Here is a 19637-nt window from a genome sequence, read left to right as displayed (position 1 = left end):
AGTCCCGAGCCACTATAGGCGGGCGGATTGCGCCGAACGCTCGGCCGCGTACAACTGCAGCCACACCGCCGCGGTGGTGACGACCGCACACGACGCTGCAACCGTGACGACCCGCGCCACCGAGCTACCCACGACCAGCACCACGACAACCTCGACGGTCAGTCCCACCCACGCCGCCGCCGCAAGCCTGGTGCGGTCTCTCGCCACCGACGACAGCAACGCCCCCTGCATCACAGCCAACGCAGCCCCCTGCAGGGCGAACACCCACAGTAGACCCTGCACGGGTGCGTATGCGTCGCCCACCACCAAGGACGCAAACGGGGACACGGCGGCCACCCCCACCACGAGAGAAGTTCCGATGGCGACCAGCACCAGAAGAACGGTCCGAACGGCCGCGGTGGATCGGACCGGGTCGGACAGCGCCGGATAGAACACCACACCCACCGCCTGCGGTAACCAGAACGCGGCCTTCGTGGCGACTGCACCGAGCGCGTACAGCCCCGCGTCCTCCTTCGTCAGGACGGCGCGGGCGAGAACGAGATCGACGGACGACAACCCGACGATGACCAGCTGCACCTGCGACGCCGCCAGAACAGACGTCCAACTCGACGTCGGCGCAGGACCGGGAGTGGACGACCCCGTCACCGCACGGGCCACGATCGCCATGACCAGCGTCCCGAGTGCACTCGCGATCAACGCCGGACCGGCGGACCCGCCGAACGCCAACACGATCAGCGCGGGAGCCACCTTGGCCAAGCCGCTGCCGGCGAGCACCGCGCTCAGCGCGCCGAATCTCGAACCACCTTGCAGCAAGCCTTGTTCCGCGGAAAGGAACACCAGCACCGGTGCCGTGACCAGGGCCGCAGCCGTGGTGAGCACCGCGATGTCGAGAACGTACGCGAGGATCGGTACGAGCAGCAGCGCCAACACAGCAACCACCGCGGCGCACCGCGCCGCCAACCGCCGGAGCTCTGCCCTGGACCGGCCTCGAACGGTGTCTCGCGCAATCACGGTCTGCAGCGCCAGCGCGGGCACGGCCAGCACCAGCTGCGCCGCCAGCAGCGTCGCGAACTCGCTGTACCCGAGCGGGCCGAGCCAGCGACTGGCCGGCAGATGCAGGAGGTAGGACGCGATGTTCGCAACCATCGAACCTGCCGTCACCACAGCGACACCGCCGACCACTCCCGACCGGCCTCCGGCCTTCCCGCCGACCACTCCCGACCGGCCTCCGGCCTTCCCGCCGACCACTCCCCGCATGCGATCACTATGACATCCGCAGCAGCCCGCTAAGTTGTCGCTCATGCGCATGCGTGGCCGGGTCGTCGCGCCTGCCTGGTCCCTCGCCTTGGCCGTGCTCGCCGTCGGCCCGCTCCTCGGCAACGGATACCTACTTCTTCGCGACGCCGTCAGCACGCCTCGTTCGTACCTCACCGACTCCGCTCTCGGTCTGTCCGACGCCGCACCTCGTGCCGTCCCGCAGGACGCTGCCATCGCAGTGCTCTCCTCCGTCGTCGACGGCGGCGTCGTGGTGAAAATCCTCCTTGTCGCCGCCCTGTGGGGTGCGGGGTGGGGCGCGGCCGCCCTGGTGCGACGAGTGCTTCCCGGAATTCGAACTTCGGGAGAAGTCGTGGCCGCGACGCTAGCCGTGTGGAACCCCTATGTGGCGGAGCGCCTGCTGCAGGGCCATTGGTCGTTGCTGATCGGATATGCGGCACTCCCGTGGACGGTGGTCGCTGCGGTGTCGCTCAGGCAGTCGGGTACCTGGTGGCCCCTTGCGCTCTGTGCGGGCGCGGCGGGCATCACGCCGACGGGTGTCCTGCTCGTCGCCGTGCTCGCCCTGTCTGTTCTCTTCGCACCCGGGGGCATCCGGCGGGGGCGTCGGCTTCTCGGGACACTCGCCCTTGTCGTCGTCGTCTCGGCGCCGTGGCTCGTCGCGACGGCGATGGGCGGGTCTGGGTCGGCCGGGTCGGACCCGGCTGGGGTGACAGCATTTGCCGCTCGGGCAGAACCGGGCCTCGGCACGGTGGGCAGCCTCGTCGGCCTCGGTGGAATCTGGAACTCCGCTGCGGTTCCGACGTCGCGCACGACGGCCTTTGCCGCCGTCGGAACAATCCTTCTGCTCCTCGTGGCCGCCGCGGGAGCGTCGTACCTGTGGAGGCGTCGACGGAACCCTGTGCTCACCGCGGTGATTGTCGTCGGCGCGTCGACTGTCGCCGTCATCACCCTCGCGGCAACACCGTGGGGGCTGAGCGTCGGAGAGTGGGCCGCGCGCGCGATCCCCGGTGCCGGACTGACCCGCGACGGGCAGAAATGGGTCGCGCTGTGGATGCCCGCCCTGGCTCTGGCCGCGGCGGCGGGGACACGGCGGTTCGGTCGCCCCCGAGCCCACGCGGCCGTTGCCGTCGTCACGCTGTTGATTGCCTTGCCCGACCTCGCGTGGAGTCTCGCACCGGTCACCTACCCGTCGTCGTGGGAAACCGTCGCGCAGCGGGTGGACGACGATCACGGAGACGTCGCCGTCCTGCCGACCGGAACGTTTCGGAGATTCGATTGGTCCGGAAGCGCCCCGGTTCTGGATCCGGCGCCGAGGCTGCTTCACGCGGACGTGGTCGCGACGGGTGATCTGCCGGTGGCCGGAGGGCTGGTCCGCGGTGAGGGAACGCGCGCGACTGCCGTCGAGTCGGTGCTGCTCGCGGGCGGCAGTCCGGCCGAACTCGCCGCTCTCGGCGTGGGATGGGTGCTCGTCGAACGTGGCACGCCGGGGGCCCTCGGCGACTCGGCGCGCACGCTCGACGGGCTCGAAGCGGTGTTCTCCGATGCGGATCTGGCTCTCTACGTAGTTCCCGACGCGACGATCGTCCGAGCGACCACATCCGACCGAGCGATCACGGCCGTCGCCCACCTCGTCTGGGCAGGTGTCGTACTGGTTGCGGCAGCGGTGGGCCTATGGCGTCGGATGGTCCGACGCGAGAGGAGCACTGACGAGGCCTGACACCAGGGCGCCCGACGCCCGCTGTTCCAGGACCGTGCGAACCCCGTCTGCGCACTGTCGCCAGGAGAACTCACGGGTGCGCAGGCGCGCCTTCGTCCCCAGGAACTCGCGGAATTCGTCGTCGACCAGCAACTCACCGGCCGCGGCAGTCAGGGTGGCAACGTCCTCGGCGCGGGTGTCGCCGCCGACCAACAGCCCGGTCACACCGTCGACGATCGAGTCGGTCAGACCTCGCGAATGTCGGTAGCCGACTGTGGGGACGCCGTGCTGGGCCGCCTCGACGACGGCGAGACCCCACCCCTCCTTGCGCGACGGAAGCAGATGCACCCACGACGCGGCGAGCAGACGATGCTTCTCGACTTCGGAGACGTGTCCGTGAAAGGTGACCGCGCCCTCCACGCCACGCTCGCGGCTGTAGTGACGGAGGTTGTCCTCCCACCATCCGCCACCGATGACGTCCAGATGCAGGGCGGGGATTGTCGAGCGAAGGGTGGCCAGCGCGTCGATCGCGTCTTCGATCTGTTTGTGCGGGACGAGGCGCGAGAGCACGGACAATGTGGGAGTGCTCGCGCGAGGCGCGGCGGCGCCGTCCGGGATCTTGTCGATCCCGTTGCGCACCACAGCAATACGATGACGATCGACACCGAGTGATACCAACTCGTCGGCCGACGGCAGCGACACCGTCAGATACTGGTCGCCGCGGTGCAGTCGAGGTGAGATTCGGGATTCGATCAACCACCCCACGCGCGAGAACAGCCGGCCTGCCACCGGCCACTGCTCCCGGTGGCAGTGGTGAACAAGGACGGTCACCGGGGCCGACGTCACCACGCGGGCGAAGAACGGAATGCCGTTCTGGGTGTCGATCACGGCGTCGACCTTGCGGCCGGCGAGGGGGCCGATGCCGAGACGAGCCGCGGCAATGGCTCCGAGTGCACGGGGGTAAACCGAGAAGCGACCCCCGCCGCGCGTGATGCGCATTCCGTCCCGCCATTCCTCCTTCGGCGCCCCTCGGTAGGACGACGTTCGGAGGGTCACCTGGATGCCGCGGGCCGCGAGGCCGGCGCCGACGTGTTCGAGGTAGCGCTCGCTGCCTCCGCCCTGCGGGTGTCCGGAATCGCGCCAGCACAGAAGCAGAACGTGCTGCACGACGATTCCCCTAACCCTTCTTGTCGACCGTTTTCATTCGATCGAACGATGTTCCGACCCATCCTCGGGGTGAGATCATGCGAATCACCCGATAAATGTCCGTTCGACGGACACCTCGATGGGACAACATCATGCTCGGACAAACTATCGACGGAAACGCCCTCGAGGGCGTGTCGTCCACCACTCTCTACACGCTGTACAACCGGGCGACTTTCGCCGCGGGCGACCGTCGCGTCGTCGACGATCCTATGGCACTGCGCATCTTCGACAGCATCGACTACGACTGGTCGAAGTTCGGCAAAGCCGACCCTGCCGCGGCCTTGCGGTCACGCACGTTCGACCGCGCCACCCGCGACTTCCTTGCGCTGAATCCCCGCGCCACGATCGTCGCGCTCGGTGAAGGACTGCAAACGAGCTACTGGCGGCTCGGGAGGCCGCACAACCCGTGGTTCTCCATCGACCTCGAGCCGGTCATGGACCTGCGGAGCCGCGTCCTGCCCGACGAGCAGGAGATCACCCACCTCGCCGAGTCCGCCTTCGACACCGCATGGATGTCGAGCATTCCGCAAGGCGAGAAGGTATTCGTCACCGCGGAGGGTCTGCTGATGTACTTCGACGAGGCGAGCGCAATGGCCCTGATCGCCGAATGCGCAGCACGGTTCCCCGGTGGCGGCATGATCTTCGATTCCATCCCGACGTGGGTGTCGAAGAAGACGATCAAGGGCGTCGCGATGAGCGATCATTACACCATCCCGGCCATGCCGTTCTCGATGAGCACGTCGCGCGCACGGCTCCTCGCCTCCGAGATCCCGGGCGTCGTGTCGGCCACCGAGAAGCTGTTCCCGTCCGCGCACGGCATGTCCAAGTTCATGACCAACCGCGTGCTCTCCGATCTCCCCCGACTTCGCGATCTCCGCCCGTGCACGACGGTGCTGCAGTTCGCGGGCTAGTGCTGCCCGCACGTTAAGGTTCACCCCGTGGTGGGGGGAGCGAGGTTCGACGCGCCGAAGTTCGATTCAGCGGTGACGGCACGGCTCGCACGCCGCGCCACCTTGCGCAGATCGGTGGCGCTCGCGTCCGACTTTCGGTACGAGCAGACCGATCCCGCCCTCTTCTACGGCAACCTCGCGGTCGATACCGCCGCCCTCGTCGACGACGTCTACGTCGGCGCCACCGGACGCGCCCTCGACGGTGCGGTCATCCTCGACGTCGGCGGTGGGCCCGGCTACTTCGCGGACGCGTTCGCAAGGGTCGGGGCCCGGTACCTGTCGGTGGAGCCGGACCCGGCCGAGATGCACGCGGCCGATCTGCAGGTCCACGGAAGCGTCCGCGGCTCGGGGACCGCGTTGCCCTTCCGCACGTCGAGCGTCGACGTCTGCATGTCGTCCAACGTTGCCGAGCACGTACGGGACCCCTGGGCGATGGCCGAGGAAATGCTGCGTGTGACCGCACCCGGCGGCATCGTCGTGCTCTCCTACACCCTGTGGTGGGGTCCGTTCGGTGGTCACGAAACCGGACCGTGGCACTTCCTGGGCGGCGAGCGTGCGGCCCGGCGGTACGCGCGCACACACGGTCACGAGCCTAAGAACAGGTACGGAAAGTCCCTGTTCGCAGTCGGCGCTTCGGACGGATTGCGTTGGGCCACAACCACTCCGAACGGAGAACTACTGTCCGCGTTTCCTCGCTACCATCCGCGGTGGGCGTGGTGGCTGGTGCGCGTCCCCGTCGTGCGCGAGCTGCTCGTCAGCAACGTCGTTCTCGTACTGCGCGCAGTACGGTGAAGCGATGACGGCGCTCGCACTCGACATCGGGGGAACCAAGTTCGCGGCGGCCATGGTCGGCGCCAACGGCCGGCCTGTCGACGCGAAGATCACCCCCACACCGACCGAGAACGTCTGGGACGCGTGCGAGCAACTGCTCTACGACGTGCTGGCCTCCGCGAACGTCGAGGTCGCACAGGTCACCGAGGTCGGCATCGCGTCGGCGGGTCCCGTCGACACCACCGCGGGCATCGTGTCCCCCATCAACATCGCCGAGTGGTACGAGGGTTTTCCCATCGTCGACGCCGTCCGATCGCTCTTCCCCGACGCCGCCATCACCCTGGCTCTCGACGGCGCATGCGTCGCACTGGCGGAACATCGATTCGGCGCGGGCCGCGGCGTCGCCGACCTGGTGGGAATGACCGTCTCGACCGGCATCGGTGGTGGGCTGGTCCTCGGCGGGAAGATCGTGCGCGGTCGGTCGGGGAATGCCGGTCACATCGGACACGTCGTCGTCCCCGGGTCCACCGACCCCTGCACCTGCGGCGGGGTGGGGTGCGTCGAGACCGTGGCGAGTGGTCCCAATGCCGTCCGGTGGGCTCAGTCGCAGGGCTGGGAGGGCGACGACGGAATTGCGCTCGCCCGCGCCGCAGCCGACGGCCACCCGATCGCCGCGGCAGCTCTGCAGCGAGCCGGTGCTGCGATCGGTCAGGCCATCGCGTCGACTGCGGCTCTGCTCGACATCCAGCTCGCGGTCGTCGGCGGTGGATTCTCCCAAGCCGGTCCGCCGTTGTGGGATCCGTTGCTGCAGTCGGTGGAGTTGCACGCGAAGCTCAATTTCCTGAGCGGCTTGCGGGTGGTGCCCGCCGAGCTCGGCGGCCTGGGCACACTCACCGGAGCAGCGGCGCTGGTGAGCGCGTGATGGCCGAGGAGAAGACGGACGAGAGCACGCTCACCGTCGTTCTGGCGTTCGGCGCCAACGCTCTCGTCGCCGTGGCGAAAACAGGCGCGGCACTGTTCACCGGATCGGCCTCGATGGTCGCCGAGGCCGCCCACTCCTGGGCGGACACCGGGAACGAGGTGCTGCTGCTCATCGCCAACAAGCGGTCCCGGCGCGAACCGGACGACGTCCACCCGTTCGGTTACGGCCGAGAGGCGTACGTCTGGTCGATGTTCGCCGCGCTCGGGTTGTTCGCTCTCGGTGCCGGAGTCTCGATCACCCACGGCGTCCAAGAACTCTCGAACGCCGAACCGGCGGGTGACTTCCTGGTGGCGTACATCGTCCTGGCAGTCGCGTTCGTACTGGAAGCGATCTCGTTCCGGCAGGCGTACAAACAGCTGCGGGGCGAAGCGAAGCGTGCACACCGCGATGTGATGGAGCAAGCACTGGCAACGTCGGACCCCACGGTCCGGGCGGTCTTCGCCGAGGATGCGGCAGCCCTCGTGGGCCTTGTGATCGCGTTCGTCGGCATTTTGCTGCACCAGATCACCGGATCGCCCATTCCGGACGCCATCGGCTCGATCCTCGTCGGCATCCTCCTCGCGGTCGTCGCCGTCATCCTCATCGACCGCAACCGACGGTTCCTGCTGGGCGAGGCGGCGTCACCGCAGCTCCGCGAGGGAGCCACGGCAACACTCACCGAGTTCGTCGAGGTACAGAGCGTGTCGTTCCTGCGCATGGAATACGTGGGGCCGCGCAGGGTGTACCTGATCGCCGGTATCGATCTGGTCGGCGACTACGCGGAATCGCGCGTGGCGGAGACGCTGCATTCGCTGGAACGGCGGCTGGAGGAGAACCAGTACGTCGTGCGGGCGATGCTGACGCTGGGGTGAGGGCACCCGGAAACGGACTCAGGGGCACTTTCAGTCGATCTGTCGACGTGAGTGTGCCCCTGAGTCGGGAAAGAGATGCTCAGCCCAAGCGCTGCTTCAACGCCTCGAACTCGTCCTTGATGCCGGTCGGAAGCTTCTCGCCGACGAAGTCGAACCACTCCTCGATGCTCGGGATCTCGGCCTTCCACTCGTCGACGTCCACGGTCAACGCCTCCTGCACGTCGGCCAGGGCCACGTCCAGTCCGTCGAGGTCGAGCGACTCCGCAGTCGGAACGACACCGACCGGGGTCTCGACGCCGGCCGCCTTGTGCTCGATGCGCTCGACGATCCATTTCAGCACGCGAGAGTTCTCGCCGAATCCGGGCCAGAGGAAGCGCTTGTCGTCGCCGCGACGGAACCAGTTGACGTAGAACACCTTCGGCAACTTGGACGCGTCGGCGTTCTTGCCGAGGTCGATCCAGTGCTGGAAGTAGTCACCGACGTTGTAGCCGAGGAACGGGAGCATGGCCATCGGGTCGCGGCGGATGGTGCCCACCTGACCTTCGGCGGCGGCCGTCTGCTCGGAGCCGACGGTGGCGCCCATGAACACGCCGTGCTGCCAGTCGCGTGCTTCGGTCACCAGCGGCACGGTCGTCTTGCGACGGCCGCCGAACAGGATCGCCGAGATAGGAACGCCCTTCGGGTCCTCCCACTCGGGGGCCATGATCGGGCACTGCGACATCGGCACGCAGTATCGCGAGTTCGGGTGCGCTGCTGGCGTTTCCGAGTCCGGTGTCCACTCCGCGCCGGTCCAGTCGATCAGGTGCTGCGGGTCTCCTTCGAGTCCCTCCCACCAGACGTCGCCGTCGTCGGTCATCGCGACGTTGGTGAACACGGAGTTACCCTGCTCGATGGTCTTCATCGCGTTGGGATTCGAGTCCCAGTTGGTGCCGGGGGCGACGCCGAAGAACCCGTACTCCGGGTTGACCGCGTAGAGGCGGCCGTCGTCACCGAAGCGCATCCAGGCGATGTCGTCGCCCAGGGTCTCGGCGCGCCAGCCGGGGATGGTCGGCTGAATCATCGCGAGGTTGGTCTTGCCGCATGCGGACGGGAACGCCGCCGCGATGTAGTAGGCCTTGTCCTCGGGGGAGATGAGCTTGAGGATCAGCATGTGCTCGGCGAGCCAGCCCTCGTCGTGCGCCATCGCGGAGGCGATACGCAGCGAGTAGCACTTCTTTCCCAGCAGAGCGTTGCCGCCGTAGCCGGAGCCGTAGCTCCAGATCTCGCGGTCCTCGGGGAAGTGGGTGATGTATTTGGTGTCGTTGCACGGCCACGGCACGTCGGCCTGGCCCTCGGCTAGCGGTGCGCCGAGCGAGTGCAGCGCCTTGACGAAGAAGCCGTCGGTACCCATTTTGTCGAGCACGGCGGAACCCATCCGGGTCATCACGCGCATCGAGACGACGACGTACTCGGAGTCGGTCAGTTCGACACCGAGCTTCGGATCGTCGGCGTCGAGCGGGCCCATACAGAACGGGACGACATACATGGTCCGGCCGCGCATCGAACCCCGGTAGAGGTCGGACATCAGCGTCCGCATCTCGGTCGGGTCCATCCAGTTGTTGGTGGGTCCGGCGTCGATCTGCTCCTTCGAGCAGATGTACGTGCGAGATTCCACGCGGGCGACGTCCGACGGGTCGGAGTTGCCGAGGAACGAGTTGGGCTTGAGGTCGGCGTTCAGACGGGTGAACGTGCCTGCCTCCACCAGCTGGTTCGTGAGGCGCTCCCACTCTTCGTCCGACCCGTCCGCGAAGACGATGCGATCGGGCTGGGTGAGCTCGGCGACGTCCTTGATCCAGGTGAGAAGGCCCGCGTGCGTGGTGGGCGGGGTTCCGTCGGTGCCGTTGAGACCGGTGATGGTCGCGGTCATGAAAGTCTCCTGGTGCTGCAATAACGGGGCGGCGCCCACGAACCGGACATACGTACGCCTGTGGAGGACACGAACCGAGTGCCCTGGGGTTCACAGATTAACTCTGTGAATACATTATGAAACAATCGGGGCCTGTCCGATCTGTCACAAAACCGATTCAGCAAACCTGTTGTACCAGGCCGTTTGTCAGGACAAAAAGGCAATCACAACGACCCCCTGTCGGTCACCGTCCACCCCGCATCGTCGCCCGAGACGAGCTGCCACGCCGAGTAGCCGCCGTCGTCCTCGAACGCCGTGATGTGATCGGCGATCCCGTCGCCGTCGAAATCCGAGACGACTGCCGTCGACGGCTCGTCCAGAAACCCGTGCAGCATCTCGCTCATCGGCGATCCCGGGTGGACGACCACCGTGTCCGGCACACCGTCGCCGTTCAGATCCTGATCCGGATCGACCACGCCGACATGAGTCGGTGGACCCACCGGATCCGAGAAATCGGCCATCACTGCCACCTCCACGAGAAAAGCGCCTTCAGGGGCTTGGACGCACGCCGGCCGTCCGCGGTTCCACCGCCCGCCGAACGGCGTCCGCACCGCGCTCCAACGCAGCGAGATCGCGCTCGTACGCCGCGTTGCGACCGGCGACCTCCGCGGCGCCCGCGCGAATTCGATCGTCGACGCCGACCATCAGGCGATCCACCGCCTTCGTCCGGTCACGAGCCGCCGCCGTCAGCGATGCGGTGATGGTCGCTTCGGCGTCGAGCAGGGCCGAGAGAATGGACTGCTCCCACCGCGGTCGCACGTCCGCGACGATTTCCGTGGCCCACCGCCGCAGCGTCGCTCGATCCGCCGCCCGGCGACGCACGGCCACCGTCGTCCCTCCGACCGCCAGGGCGAGAACCGTCGTCAGAATCCACGACAGCACCGGCGTCGGTCCCGTCAGCGCTCCGATCAGCCGCGCGAATCCCGCACCCGCCGAGAGCCCGACCAACCCGGCCAGCCACTCGTCGGCGCCGCGGGACCGGGCGGCAGGAACGGTGTCGATGTCGGTGGGTGCGACGACGGCCGTGGACGCGACGTCCGGTCCGCCGATCTCGTTCCGAACCGAATCGAGTCTGCCGCCGACGGACCGATCCAATCGTGATGCCGCCGAATCGATCTCGCGGGCGAAGTCGACGGGGAAAGTCCGCATCGCCGCCGTCCCGGCGCGGTCGATCGCGTGCGTCGCGGCCGTCGACACCGCCCTGATCTCGGATCCGACGTCGTGCAGCGCGTCCAGTCGAACTCGCTGAATACGACTGCGTACCAACGAACTTCGGTCCGCACCCGCACGTGCCCGCTCGGCGATCAGGTCACCTCGCTCCGACCTCGCCGCAGCGAGGTTCGCATCCGCAGCGGCGGTTCGGGCATGCGCGGCGAGAGATCGGCGGGCCTCACCGACCACCTCGTCCACCAGGCAGAGCAGATTCCGCGATTCCCATTCGGCTGCCGTGCCCGCGGCGGCGGCGGCAAGGTCGGTGGCGATCTCGGACCTGTCGTCGACCACCCTCGACGCGGCGGGCCTGATCGGGACCGTCGCCAGCCGCGGCACGTACTCCGCCAGCAGCGTCCTGTTGCGAGCGGCGACGACGTCCCAGTCCTGATGACGATCGATGCCGTCCAGCACGATCACCACCCGCGTCGAGTCGGGCACCTGCCGGAGCCGCGTCAACATCGCACGGCCGATCGGGGCCGACGCGTCGAGCAGCACGAGGGCGATCCCAGCGGGGGCATCAGTGTGATGAGGGTCTGGGCAACTGTCGGCCAACCGACCCAGAACACCGTCGACATCGACTCCGTGATCGGCGACGACCCGAATCCGAGGGTACGGATCGGGAGCGTCGAGCGCGGCGCGCAGCCGAGTGATCCCCGACGGATTCCATCGGGTCAGAACCCGAGCGAACTCGGTTCCGATGGCGGTCACGTCCGCGCCCGATCCCGCAGAAAAGCCTCGACCGCTTCGCACACCGACGGCTCGGCGGCGCCGGCAGCCTCCAGTTCGGCGAGCAACGCCCGCGAACGTCGACTCGCCACCCCCTCGAACGCGGCTTCCACGACCGCGCGCAGGGTCGACGCGTCGGCTTCGTCACCGGTGTCGATAGCCACCACCGGCAACGACGTCGATGCCTGCGCCTGCGCCGCCGCAGTGTCTCGGTCGACGAGCGTGTCGGCCTTCGCCAGGACGACGACGGTGTCGGTGGCGTGTCGGCCGGACAGGGCCTCGAGGTCGGCCGGGTGCGGTGTTCGTACGATCACGTAGAGGACAAGGTCGGCGTCGAGAATTGCGTCCGGGATGTCGGGTGAATCCACTACGTGCACTTCGACAGGCGTGACGCCGGACACCTGACCGAGCGCGCGGGCGACTGCGGACTTCCCGACACCGGGGCGTCCGGCGACACCGACGCGCAGGGGTGCCGTCCACCGGGCGATCGACCCTGCGACCCGTTCGCCACCAGGCGTACCGACGGTGGCGGACCCCAACCGAGCCAGTGCGTCGCGCATTCGAACCCCCCGTTCGATCGGCGAAATTCTCACATAGTCCGCACAAACAGGTGCAGTACTGTTCCGTCGTGCCCCAAAGTCTCGACCACTACTTCAGGCTCGTGTGTGCCTCGGCGCGTTCATGCGCGACAATGGACCGATGAACGAGTCTGCGTCGCGCCTGTACCCGCGCGTGACGAGTTTTCGGTCCCGGCGTGGTGCCCTGACCGAACCGCAGCAGGCATCGTGGGATCGCCAGTGGCCCACCATCGGCCGCGACGTCGCCGACGAGCCGCTCGACGCCGACACCTGGTTCGGCCGCAGCGCTCCGCTCGTGCTGGAGATCGGTTCGGGAACCGGAACCGCCACATCGGCCATGGCGCTCGCCGAGCCCGATGTGAACCTCGTCGCCATCGAGGTCTACCGGCCCGGATTGGCCCAGTTGCTCCAACAGATCGAGCGTGACTCCATCCCCAACGTGCGGGTGCTGCGCGGCGACGCCGTGGACGTGCTGGAAAACATGGTCGAGCCGGAGTCGCTGACCGGTGTTCGCGTCTTCTTCCCCGATCCGTGGCCGAAGGCTCGTCACCACAAGCGCCGCCTCCTCAGCGCACCCACGTTCTCGCTGATCGCGAGCCGGCTGAAGACGGGCGGCGTCCTGCACGTCGCCACCGACCACGCCGACTACGCCGAGTGGATCGACGAAACCGGAAACGCCGAGCCCGCGCTCGCCACCCTCGACCGGGAACGGTCACCGATCGGCCTCGAACGTCCCGTCACCAAGTTCGAGCACAAAGCACATCGGGTGGGAAGCACCGTCACGGACTGGGTGTGGGGGAAGATCGAAGCATGACCGTCACTCAGGACATCGTCGGAGCGGGCGACATCGACGACTCTCGTCGAAGCAAGCGAGTCCTGCTCGTCTGGGATGCGCCGAATCTCGACATGGGACTCGGTGCCATCCTCGGCGGTCGGCCGACCGCTGCCTACCGACCGCGTTTCGACGCCCTCGGCCGGTGGCTTCTCGGACGCACTGCGCAGTTGTCCGAGTCGTACACCGGGACCCTCGAACCCGAAGCGACCGTGTTCACCAACATCGCGCACGGCAGCGCCGACGTCGTCCGGCCGTGGGTCGAGGCGCTGCGCAACGTGGGTTTCGCGGTCTTCGCAAAACCGAAGGTCGACGAGGACAGTGACGTCGACTCGGACATGCTCGCCCACATCGAGGCGCGCCGGCTCACCGGTCTGGCGGGAGTCATGGTCGCCTCCGCCGACGGCCAGGCGTTTCGCGAGCCGCTCGAGGCCATTGCGGCTGCCGGCGTGCCGGTCCAGGTGCTCGGATTTCGGGAGCACGCGAGCTGGGCGGTGTCGTCGGAGACACTGGAATTCGTCGACCTCGAGGACATCACCGGCGTCTTCCGCGAGCCGCTGCCGCGCGTGAGCCTGGACACCCTGCCCGACGAGGGCGCCTGGCTGCAACCGTTCCGACCACTGTCCGCACTGCTCGTCGGGCGTCAAGGAGTGTCATAAGTGTTCGCACGTTGGGGAGACCTGGTACACCGACTCCGGTTCACGGTGATCGGTGTGATGGTCGCTCTTCTGCTCGGCCTGGCCGGGTACGGGCTGAGCCTGAACGACCACCTGAGCCAGAGCGGTTTCGACGATCCGGGTTCGGAATCCGTTCGCGCGTCGAAGCTCGCCGACGGCACCTTCGGTCGCGACGCGAACGGTGACGTCGTCGCGCTCTACACCGCCCCCGCCGGTCAGACGGTCGACAGCCAACCGTTCTACGACACCGTCGCCGCCGCGCAGAGCAAGTTGGTCGCCGACCATCCGGACCAGATCGCCAAGATCAACGCCAGCTACTTCACCGGGAAACTGCCCGCGCTCACGACGCCGGACAAGACCAAGGCCATCGCCACCTTCGCGATCGTCGGCGACAACGACACCGAGCTCGCGTCGAACTTCCGCGAGGTCAAGAACGCCTTCGCCATCGACGGAGTCGACGTCCAACTGGCGGGTCTTCAACCCATCGCCGGCGCTCTCAACGACACGCTCGCCAGTGACGTCCACCGGATGGAGCTGCTGGCCATTCCGGTCGTGGGTGTGCTGCTGTTCTTCATCTTCGGCGGCATCGTCGCCGCGGCGCTGCCGCTGATCATCGGCGGCCTGACCGTGGTCGCCGCCAACGGCGTGGTGCGGTTCATCACCAACTTCGTCGAGGTCAACACGTTCGTCGCGCCCGTGGTCTCACTCGTAGGGCTGGGTCTGGCCATCGATTACGGACTGTTCATCGTCAGTCGCTTCCGGGAGGAACTGGGCGACGGTTACTCCACGAAGCAGGCCGTGCGTCGTTCGGTCATGACCGCGGGGCGCACCGTCGTCTTCTCCGCCACGATGATCGTCGCGAGCCTCGGCGGTCTCTTGCTGTTCCCCCAGGGCTTCCTGAAGTCGGTGGCGTTCGGCGCCATCGCGACCGTCGCTCTCGCTGCCCTGACCTCGATCACCGTGCTGCCGGCAATCCTCGCGATCCTGGGCCCGCGCGTCGACGCGCTCGGCCTGAAGTTCATGCGCAAGACCAAGTCGTCCGAGGAGATCGAGAACGGTCCGTGGGGTCGCCTCACCCGCTGGGTCATGCGAAACCCGCTCAAGGTCGCCGTTCCCATCGTGCTGGGCCTGCTTCTGCTGACGCTGCCCGTCGGCAACATCAAGTTCGGTGGCATCAACGAGTCGTACCTTCCGCCGGACAACCCGACCCGCGTGGCGCAGAACGAGTTCGACGCCAACTTCCCGTCGTACCGCACCGAGCCGCTCAAGATCGTGCTGCAGAACGCGCAGGGTCCGCAGATCGGCACGCTCCTTCGCGAGGCCTCCAACGCTCCCGGGCTCGTCGAGAAGTTCTCCCTCACGCAGAACCAGAACGGCGTGGCAGTGCTGTCCGCCGGTCTGGTCGATCGCAACGATTCCAAGCCCGCGATCGAGTACGTCCGCTCGCTCGACGTTCCCGACGGCGTCACGATGTCCGTGGGCGGCACGCCGACGCTGGAGCAGGACAGCATCGCGGCACTGGTGGATCGATTACCGCTGATGGCCGTGCTCGTGGTCCTTGTGGTGACACTGCTGATGTTCTTGACCTTCGGTTCACTGGTGCTGCCCATCAAGGCGATTCTGATGACGACGCTGGGCCTCGGCGCAACGCTGGGCATCCTGACGTGGATCTTCATCGACGGAAACGGCGCGGGCCTGCTGGACTTCAGTCCCGGACCGATCATGGCGCCGATCCTGGTGTTGATCATCGCGATCATCTTCGGACTGTCCACGGACTACGAGGTGTTCCTCCTCTCCCGCATGGTCGAAGCGCGAGCGCGGGGGGCCAGTACCTCCGAGGCGATCCGCGTCGGCACCTCGCACACCGGACGCATCATCACCGCCGCCGCGCTGATTCTGATCGTCGTGACCGGAGCGTTCGCGTTCTCCGACCTGGTGATGATGAAGTACATCGCCTACGGCATGATCGCCGCGCTCGTCATCGACGCCACCCTCATCCGAATGTTCCTCGTCCCGTCGATCATGAAGCTGCTCGGCGACGACTGCTGGTGGGCGCCGGCGTGGATGAAGCGCATTCAGGAAAAGCTGGGCCTCGGCGAACCGGTTCTCGAAGCCGAACTGATGCCCGACGACGTTCCGGAACTGTCGGTCAGCGGTGTTCCGATGTTCGCCGGAAGCGCGAGCGAACCTCTCACGACACCCATACCGCGTATCGCACCGCACGTACCCGCCGTTCGACCGAGCGCGGGTGCAGCGGGCGGAGCCCGAAGCCGGGTCGAGGAACCGCGCCGGTCCGCGACCGGGCGTCCCGCCGTCGCACCCGGAGACGACAGGCCCGTTCGCCCCGAGCCCCCGATCGAGCCGAACCGTCGGCGCTCCGCGGTCCGCGCCGAGTCGGACAACTCCCGACCCGATAATTCGCAGTCCGATCGTTCCAAGTCCGAGCGTTCCAAGTCCGATCGTTCGAACTTCCAGGACGCGGGCACCCCGGAACCGCGGCCCATCGAGAGCTGGCTCGCGGAGCTGCGATCACCCACTGCCAAGAAGTCGGACGCCGAGCCGAGAAGGCCCCTCGCGCAACCTGATTCGGAGGCGCCGACTCCTGCACCGAACGGTCGGCGGAGCAGCGCCGATGTGAACGGCAACGGCACTGGCAACGGCACTGGCACTGGCAACGGCACTGGCACTGGCACTGGCAACGGGTCTCCTGTTCGACCCGTTCCCGCCGTGCGACCGGCGCGTCGACCGGAGCCGGCGATGCAGCGTGACAACCATTCGATGGACCAGTGGTTCGCGGAGCTACGGGGCCCCGCGCAACGTGGTTCGGCAAGCGAAGCGGAACGGAACGGTTCCGCGCAGGTTCCTGCGGATGCACCAGCGGCGCAGCCGGTCGCGGATCCTCCGTCGACACGGCGCCGCGCAGAGCCGACGTACCGAACCGAAACCCCTTCTGCTCCATCCGTTCCCGGGGAAGCGGGGCGTGTTGCTCCGCGGCCGGATCCTCTGACCGACCCGGTCCCGGAACCGCAGCCCGAACGCCGACCGTCTCCCCCGGTGCCCGAGGTGCCCGAGACGCGGGTTGTGCAGGAAGCACGGCCTGCCCCCCAGCCGCAGCCTCTCCCAGAAGCACAGTCGGCCCCAGAAGCACAGCCGTTCCCAGAACCACAGCCGTTCCCAGAACCACAGCGGCCCAGGGAAACCGGCGGCCGACGCCGTCGCGCCGAACCCGAGCAGGGGTCGGACGGCGACGACGCCGGCGGCAGTGGACGACACGGTGGACGTTCCGGGCAGGCCATCAGCGTCAGCGAGTTGCTGGCGCGTCAGCGTCGGTCGTAACGGGCGTCGGTCGTTCGGCGAACGCTCGGGCGTAGCGGGTGCCCGTAGCGAGCAGCATCACGCCGACGATCAAAAACGCTGCCGCGCGGGCAATTCCGTCGAGAGCGACCAGATCGAACAGGAACAGCTTGGCCGTCGCTGCGCCGGCGAGAAGCAGCCCACTGGTGAGAAGCGCGTGCGCGTGGTCTCGGCTCGACAACCCGCGGAGCAGGAGAACGGCCGCTCCTGCCATCCAGATGACCGTCGAGACGCAGTGCCCTGCAACGAAGCCGGACCGATCGTCGCCGAGCAGCACACCGAACGAGACTGCTGCGGCGCTCACGCCGTAGAGGCCGACCAACGACGCCACGATCACGATCTGCTCACGCAGCGGACGCAGGGCATCGACGACGGTCGACGACAGTGTCGCGGCCGCCGCGAAGCACACGAGCGTCAGCGACGCGACCACCGAGCCCCAGCTCAGTTCGTCGGAGAAGGTGCGATCGATCAGCGCTTCCACCGGGGTCGACACCGACAGGTCGAAGGCGCCGATCACACCGAACGCGGATCCCGTCCACCACGCCGCTACCGACGCGGAGCGATGCGCGGCCACCATCAGCGCCACCGCGATGGCGAGCAGTGCGATGGTGCGGAGGCTGTCGACCGATACCTGCGAACACGCCTGGAGTGCAGCAAGACTCGCGATCATGACGAGCACGGTGTGCACCGGCGCGTCGACCCGGCGCGCGCAGTAGGCGACAGCGCCGGCAGCGATGATCACGGCCCCGTCGATCGATGCCGCGATGCGCGGCTCGAACAGCGTCGCGATGCCGAGCACCGGTAGCCAGGTGGTGGCCAGGACGGCCAGGGACACGACGTCCGCGTGCCGGCGCAGAACGACGAGCGACGACGAGACCGCGACAGCGAGAACGGCCACCGCAAGAGCGAGCAGTTGTGCGCGCTCGGCGAGGCCGGCGCTGTGGAACGAGGCTGCGAACGTCGCCAGAAAGAGTGCGCCCACGACCGGCACCGTGCGCGCGGCTCGCAGCATCGGCCAGTCGCGGTCGATGTCGACGGGCGCCGCGGCCACCTGAAGAACGAAGAGGAACACGAGCAGCGTGAGCGAAAATTCGCCGGTGACGACAGGGGCCAGAACGGCCGCGCCGATCGTGACGATCACCGCGAGGCGTTCGGACTTCCACGCGAGAGCCACGCCGATGCCCAGTGCGGCCACACCGAGGCCGACGATCGCGCCGATCACCGGTGCGATCCAGTCGTAGATCACGGTCACTGCAGCAACGTCGAGGTACAGGCCGGCAAAGCCGGTTGCGGCCAGGGCGATGGCGCCGACTCGGCCACCGGGCCGCGAGATCATGCGGTGCCCGGCAACCACGAGCGCGGCGCAGAGGCCGGCTCCACCGGCAACCCGAGGCACCGCCCCGAACCACCCGGCGTTGATGGCGAGCACCAAGAGCATCACGACGCCCACCAGGGTCACGCCGGCACCGGCGACCGCCAGGATGCGGCTGACCATTCCGTCGCGCTGCCACCAGGGCTCACGTGGAGGAGTCGGGGCGGGAGGCCGGTACGGGGGACGCTGCTGCATCGGCACCGGCATCGGCATCGGACGGGGCACGGGAATGGGCTGCTGTACCGGCATCGGCGGGGGTGTGAACGTCAGCTGGTTGCGCAGTACTTCGAGGTCGGTGCCCACCTTGTGCAGGTGCTGCTGCAGGGAGGCGACTTCGGTGGACAGGGTGTGGACGAGGCGTGGGTCGATCTGCGGCGGGAAGGCCGGAGGCCGGCCGGAGTCAGGCGGGAAGGCCGGAGGCCGGCCGGAGTCAGTCGGGAAGGCCGGAGGCCGGCCGGAGTCAGTCGGGAAGGCCGGAGGCCGGCCGGAGTCAGTCGGGAAGGCCGGAGGCCGGCCGGAATCAGTCGGGGATGTCATGGATCGATCGTCGGCCGATCCGGCTCGTACCGGATGAGTAGTGCTACTCGAGTGCGGCGGGGGTTTCCCGCCTCAGAAGCCCATCTTCTTGAACACCGAGCCGAAGGGGTGCTTCGCCTTGACCGTCCCGAATCTCGTCTTGCCGCGCACGACGACGTGCACTCGTCCGCGGGGAGGGCCGGTCTTGACGGAGTTGCTGGCGGTGCCGCCCACGGTTTCGAGGCCGTTCATGTCGACGGTGGCGTCGTCGGGCACCACCAGGGTGAGGGTGCTGCAGTAGTCGTCGACGTCGATTTCCACGACCGACGCGTCGAGGTGCGCAGCCGTGAAGTCCAACGTCGTGTTCGACATCTTCGTCTTCAGTCGCAGGTGGGACGGCACGTGCCACTCACCTTTTCGGTGGACGTTCGACATGGTGCCCGTGATCGAGGTGGGCGCACTCGGGGACGGCGGAAGCTGTTGTGGCAGTTCCTTGTCGGCAATCTGCATTCCCGGTAGGTCGATCAGGACGGAGTTCAGCTCACCGCGGGTCTTGGCGGCCATCGTGGTGTCCATCCGCTCGGTGAATTCGCCGAGCGAAAGCATCCCCTGGCCGACGGCTCGCTGGAGCAGACCGCCGACGTGTTCGCGTTCGGCATCGCTGACGCGCAGATCCTTCGCATCCATGCCGATC

The 19637-nt window shown here is 67.7% G+C and carries 16 protein-coding genes; 8 read left to right on the top strand and 8 right to left on the bottom strand.

Annotated features, from left to right (window positions below):
* Nucleotides 1-12 precede the first annotated feature (12 nt).
* Nucleotides 13-1146 (bottom strand): polysaccharide biosynthesis protein, encoded by a 1134-nt coding sequence (locus IEW02_RS02130; RefSeq protein ID WP_229745835.1) that lies wholly within the window; start codon nt 1144-1146, stop codon nt 13-15.
* A 160-nt stretch (nt 1147-1306) separates the two neighbouring features.
* Between IEW02_RS02130 and IEW02_RS02125 the strand changes: the two genes are divergently transcribed.
* Nucleotides 1307-2992, top strand: a complete 1686-nt coding sequence (locus IEW02_RS02125; protein ID WP_442978691.1) for an MmpA family trehalose lipid delivery protein — start codon at nt 1307-1309, stop codon at nt 2990-2992.
* Here the strand turns inward: IEW02_RS02125 and IEW02_RS02120 are convergent.
* Nucleotides 2945-4138 carry a glycosyltransferase family 4 protein gene (locus tag IEW02_RS02120; RefSeq protein WP_188543047.1) on the bottom strand — a complete coding sequence of 398 codons (1194 nt, stop codon included), beginning with the start codon at nt 4136-4138 and terminating at the stop codon, nt 2945-2947. The two genes, IEW02_RS02125 and IEW02_RS02120, sit on opposite strands and share 48 nt — an antisense overlap.
* Nucleotides 4139-4269: 131 nt before the next feature.
* Between IEW02_RS02120 and IEW02_RS02115 the strand changes: the two genes are divergently transcribed.
* The 4 genes from IEW02_RS02115 to IEW02_RS02100 all read left to right on the top strand — a co-directional run bounded on the left by IEW02_RS02115 (nt 4270) and on the right by IEW02_RS02100 (nt 7731).
* Nucleotides 4270-5088, top strand: a complete 819-nt coding sequence (locus IEW02_RS02115; RefSeq protein WP_229745731.1) for a class I SAM-dependent methyltransferase — start codon at nt 4270-4272, stop codon at nt 5086-5088.
* Between the two features lie 72 nt (nt 5089-5160).
* A complete protein-coding gene (locus IEW02_RS02110) occupies nt 5161-5919 on the top strand; it encodes a class I SAM-dependent methyltransferase (protein WP_188543945.1) in 759 nt (252 codons plus the stop codon).
* A 4-nt stretch (nt 5920-5923) separates the two neighbouring features.
* On the top strand, nt 5924-6820 hold the full coding sequence (locus tag IEW02_RS02105; protein ID WP_188543046.1) for an ROK family protein: 897 nt from the start codon (nt 5924-5926) through the stop codon (nt 6818-6820).
* Complete coding sequence (locus IEW02_RS02100; protein ID WP_188543045.1) at nt 6820-7731, top strand: cation diffusion facilitator family transporter; 912 nt, start codon at nt 6820-6822, stop codon at nt 7729-7731. Before IEW02_RS02105 ends, IEW02_RS02100 begins: the two co-directional genes overlap by 1 nt.
* A gap of 79 nt (nt 7732-7810) precedes the next feature.
* Here IEW02_RS02100 and IEW02_RS02095 read toward each other — a convergent pair whose 3' ends face one another.
* The 4 genes from IEW02_RS02095 to IEW02_RS02080 form a co-directional block, all read right to left on the bottom strand.
* Entirely contained in the window at nt 7811-9637 is a 1827-nt protein-coding gene (locus tag IEW02_RS02095; protein ID WP_188543044.1) for a phosphoenolpyruvate carboxykinase (GTP), read from the bottom strand.
* A 203-nt stretch (nt 9638-9840) separates the two neighbouring features.
* Nucleotides 9841-10137 carry a DUF6802 family protein gene (locus tag IEW02_RS02090; RefSeq protein WP_188543043.1) on the bottom strand — a complete coding sequence of 99 codons (297 nt, stop codon included), beginning with the start codon at nt 10135-10137 and terminating at the stop codon, nt 9841-9843.
* Between the two features lie 28 nt (nt 10138-10165).
* A complete protein-coding gene (locus tag IEW02_RS02085) occupies nt 10166-11596 on the bottom strand; it encodes a hypothetical protein (RefSeq protein ID WP_188543042.1) in 1431 nt (476 codons plus the stop codon).
* Nucleotides 11593-12174, bottom strand: a complete 582-nt coding sequence (locus tag IEW02_RS02080) for a P-loop NTPase family protein (RefSeq protein WP_188543041.1) — start codon at nt 12172-12174, stop codon at nt 11593-11595. Before IEW02_RS02080 ends, IEW02_RS02085 begins: the two co-directional genes overlap by 4 nt.
* A 121-nt stretch (nt 12175-12295) precedes the next feature.
* Between IEW02_RS02080 and trmB the strand changes: the two genes are divergently transcribed.
* From trmB to IEW02_RS02065, 3 genes are read left to right on the top strand one after another with little or no spacing between them, the layout of a single operon-like run.
* Nucleotides 12296-13006, top strand: coding sequence for a tRNA (guanosine(46)-N7)-methyltransferase TrmB (gene trmB, locus IEW02_RS02075; protein ID WP_188543040.1), 711 nt, complete (start codon nt 12296-12298; stop codon nt 13004-13006).
* Nucleotides 13003-13683 carry an NYN domain-containing protein gene (locus tag IEW02_RS02070; protein ID WP_188543039.1) on the top strand — a complete coding sequence of 227 codons (681 nt, stop codon included), beginning with the start codon at nt 13003-13005 and terminating at the stop codon, nt 13681-13683. Before trmB ends, IEW02_RS02070 begins: the two co-directional genes overlap by 4 nt.
* The gene (locus tag IEW02_RS02065) at nt 13684-17037 is read left to right on the top strand and encodes an MMPL family transporter (RefSeq protein ID WP_188543038.1); all 3354 of its coding nucleotides are present in this window, start codon (nt 13684-13686) and stop codon (nt 17035-17037) included.
* On the opposite strand, the gene IEW02_RS02060 is transcribed toward IEW02_RS02065, so the two are convergent.
* Nucleotides 17003-18964 carry a DUF2339 domain-containing protein gene (locus tag IEW02_RS02060; RefSeq protein ID WP_188543037.1) on the bottom strand — a complete coding sequence of 654 codons (1962 nt, stop codon included), beginning with the start codon at nt 18962-18964 and terminating at the stop codon, nt 17003-17005. The two genes, IEW02_RS02065 and IEW02_RS02060, sit on opposite strands and share 35 nt — an antisense overlap.
* A 72-nt stretch (nt 18965-19036) precedes the next feature.
* Nucleotides 19037-19630 (bottom strand): DUF1707 SHOCT-like domain-containing protein, encoded by a 594-nt coding sequence (locus tag IEW02_RS02055; protein WP_188543036.1) that lies wholly within the window; start codon nt 19628-19630, stop codon nt 19037-19039.
* Nucleotides 19631-19637 lie beyond the last annotated feature (7 nt).

Origin of the sequence: Rhodococcoides trifolii, assembly GCF_014635345.1 — a bacterium.
Classification (GTDB): domain Bacteria; phylum Actinomycetota; class Actinomycetes; order Mycobacteriales; family Mycobacteriaceae; genus Rhodococcoides; species Rhodococcoides trifolii.
This window is presented reverse-complemented; position numbering and strand designations above follow the sequence as displayed.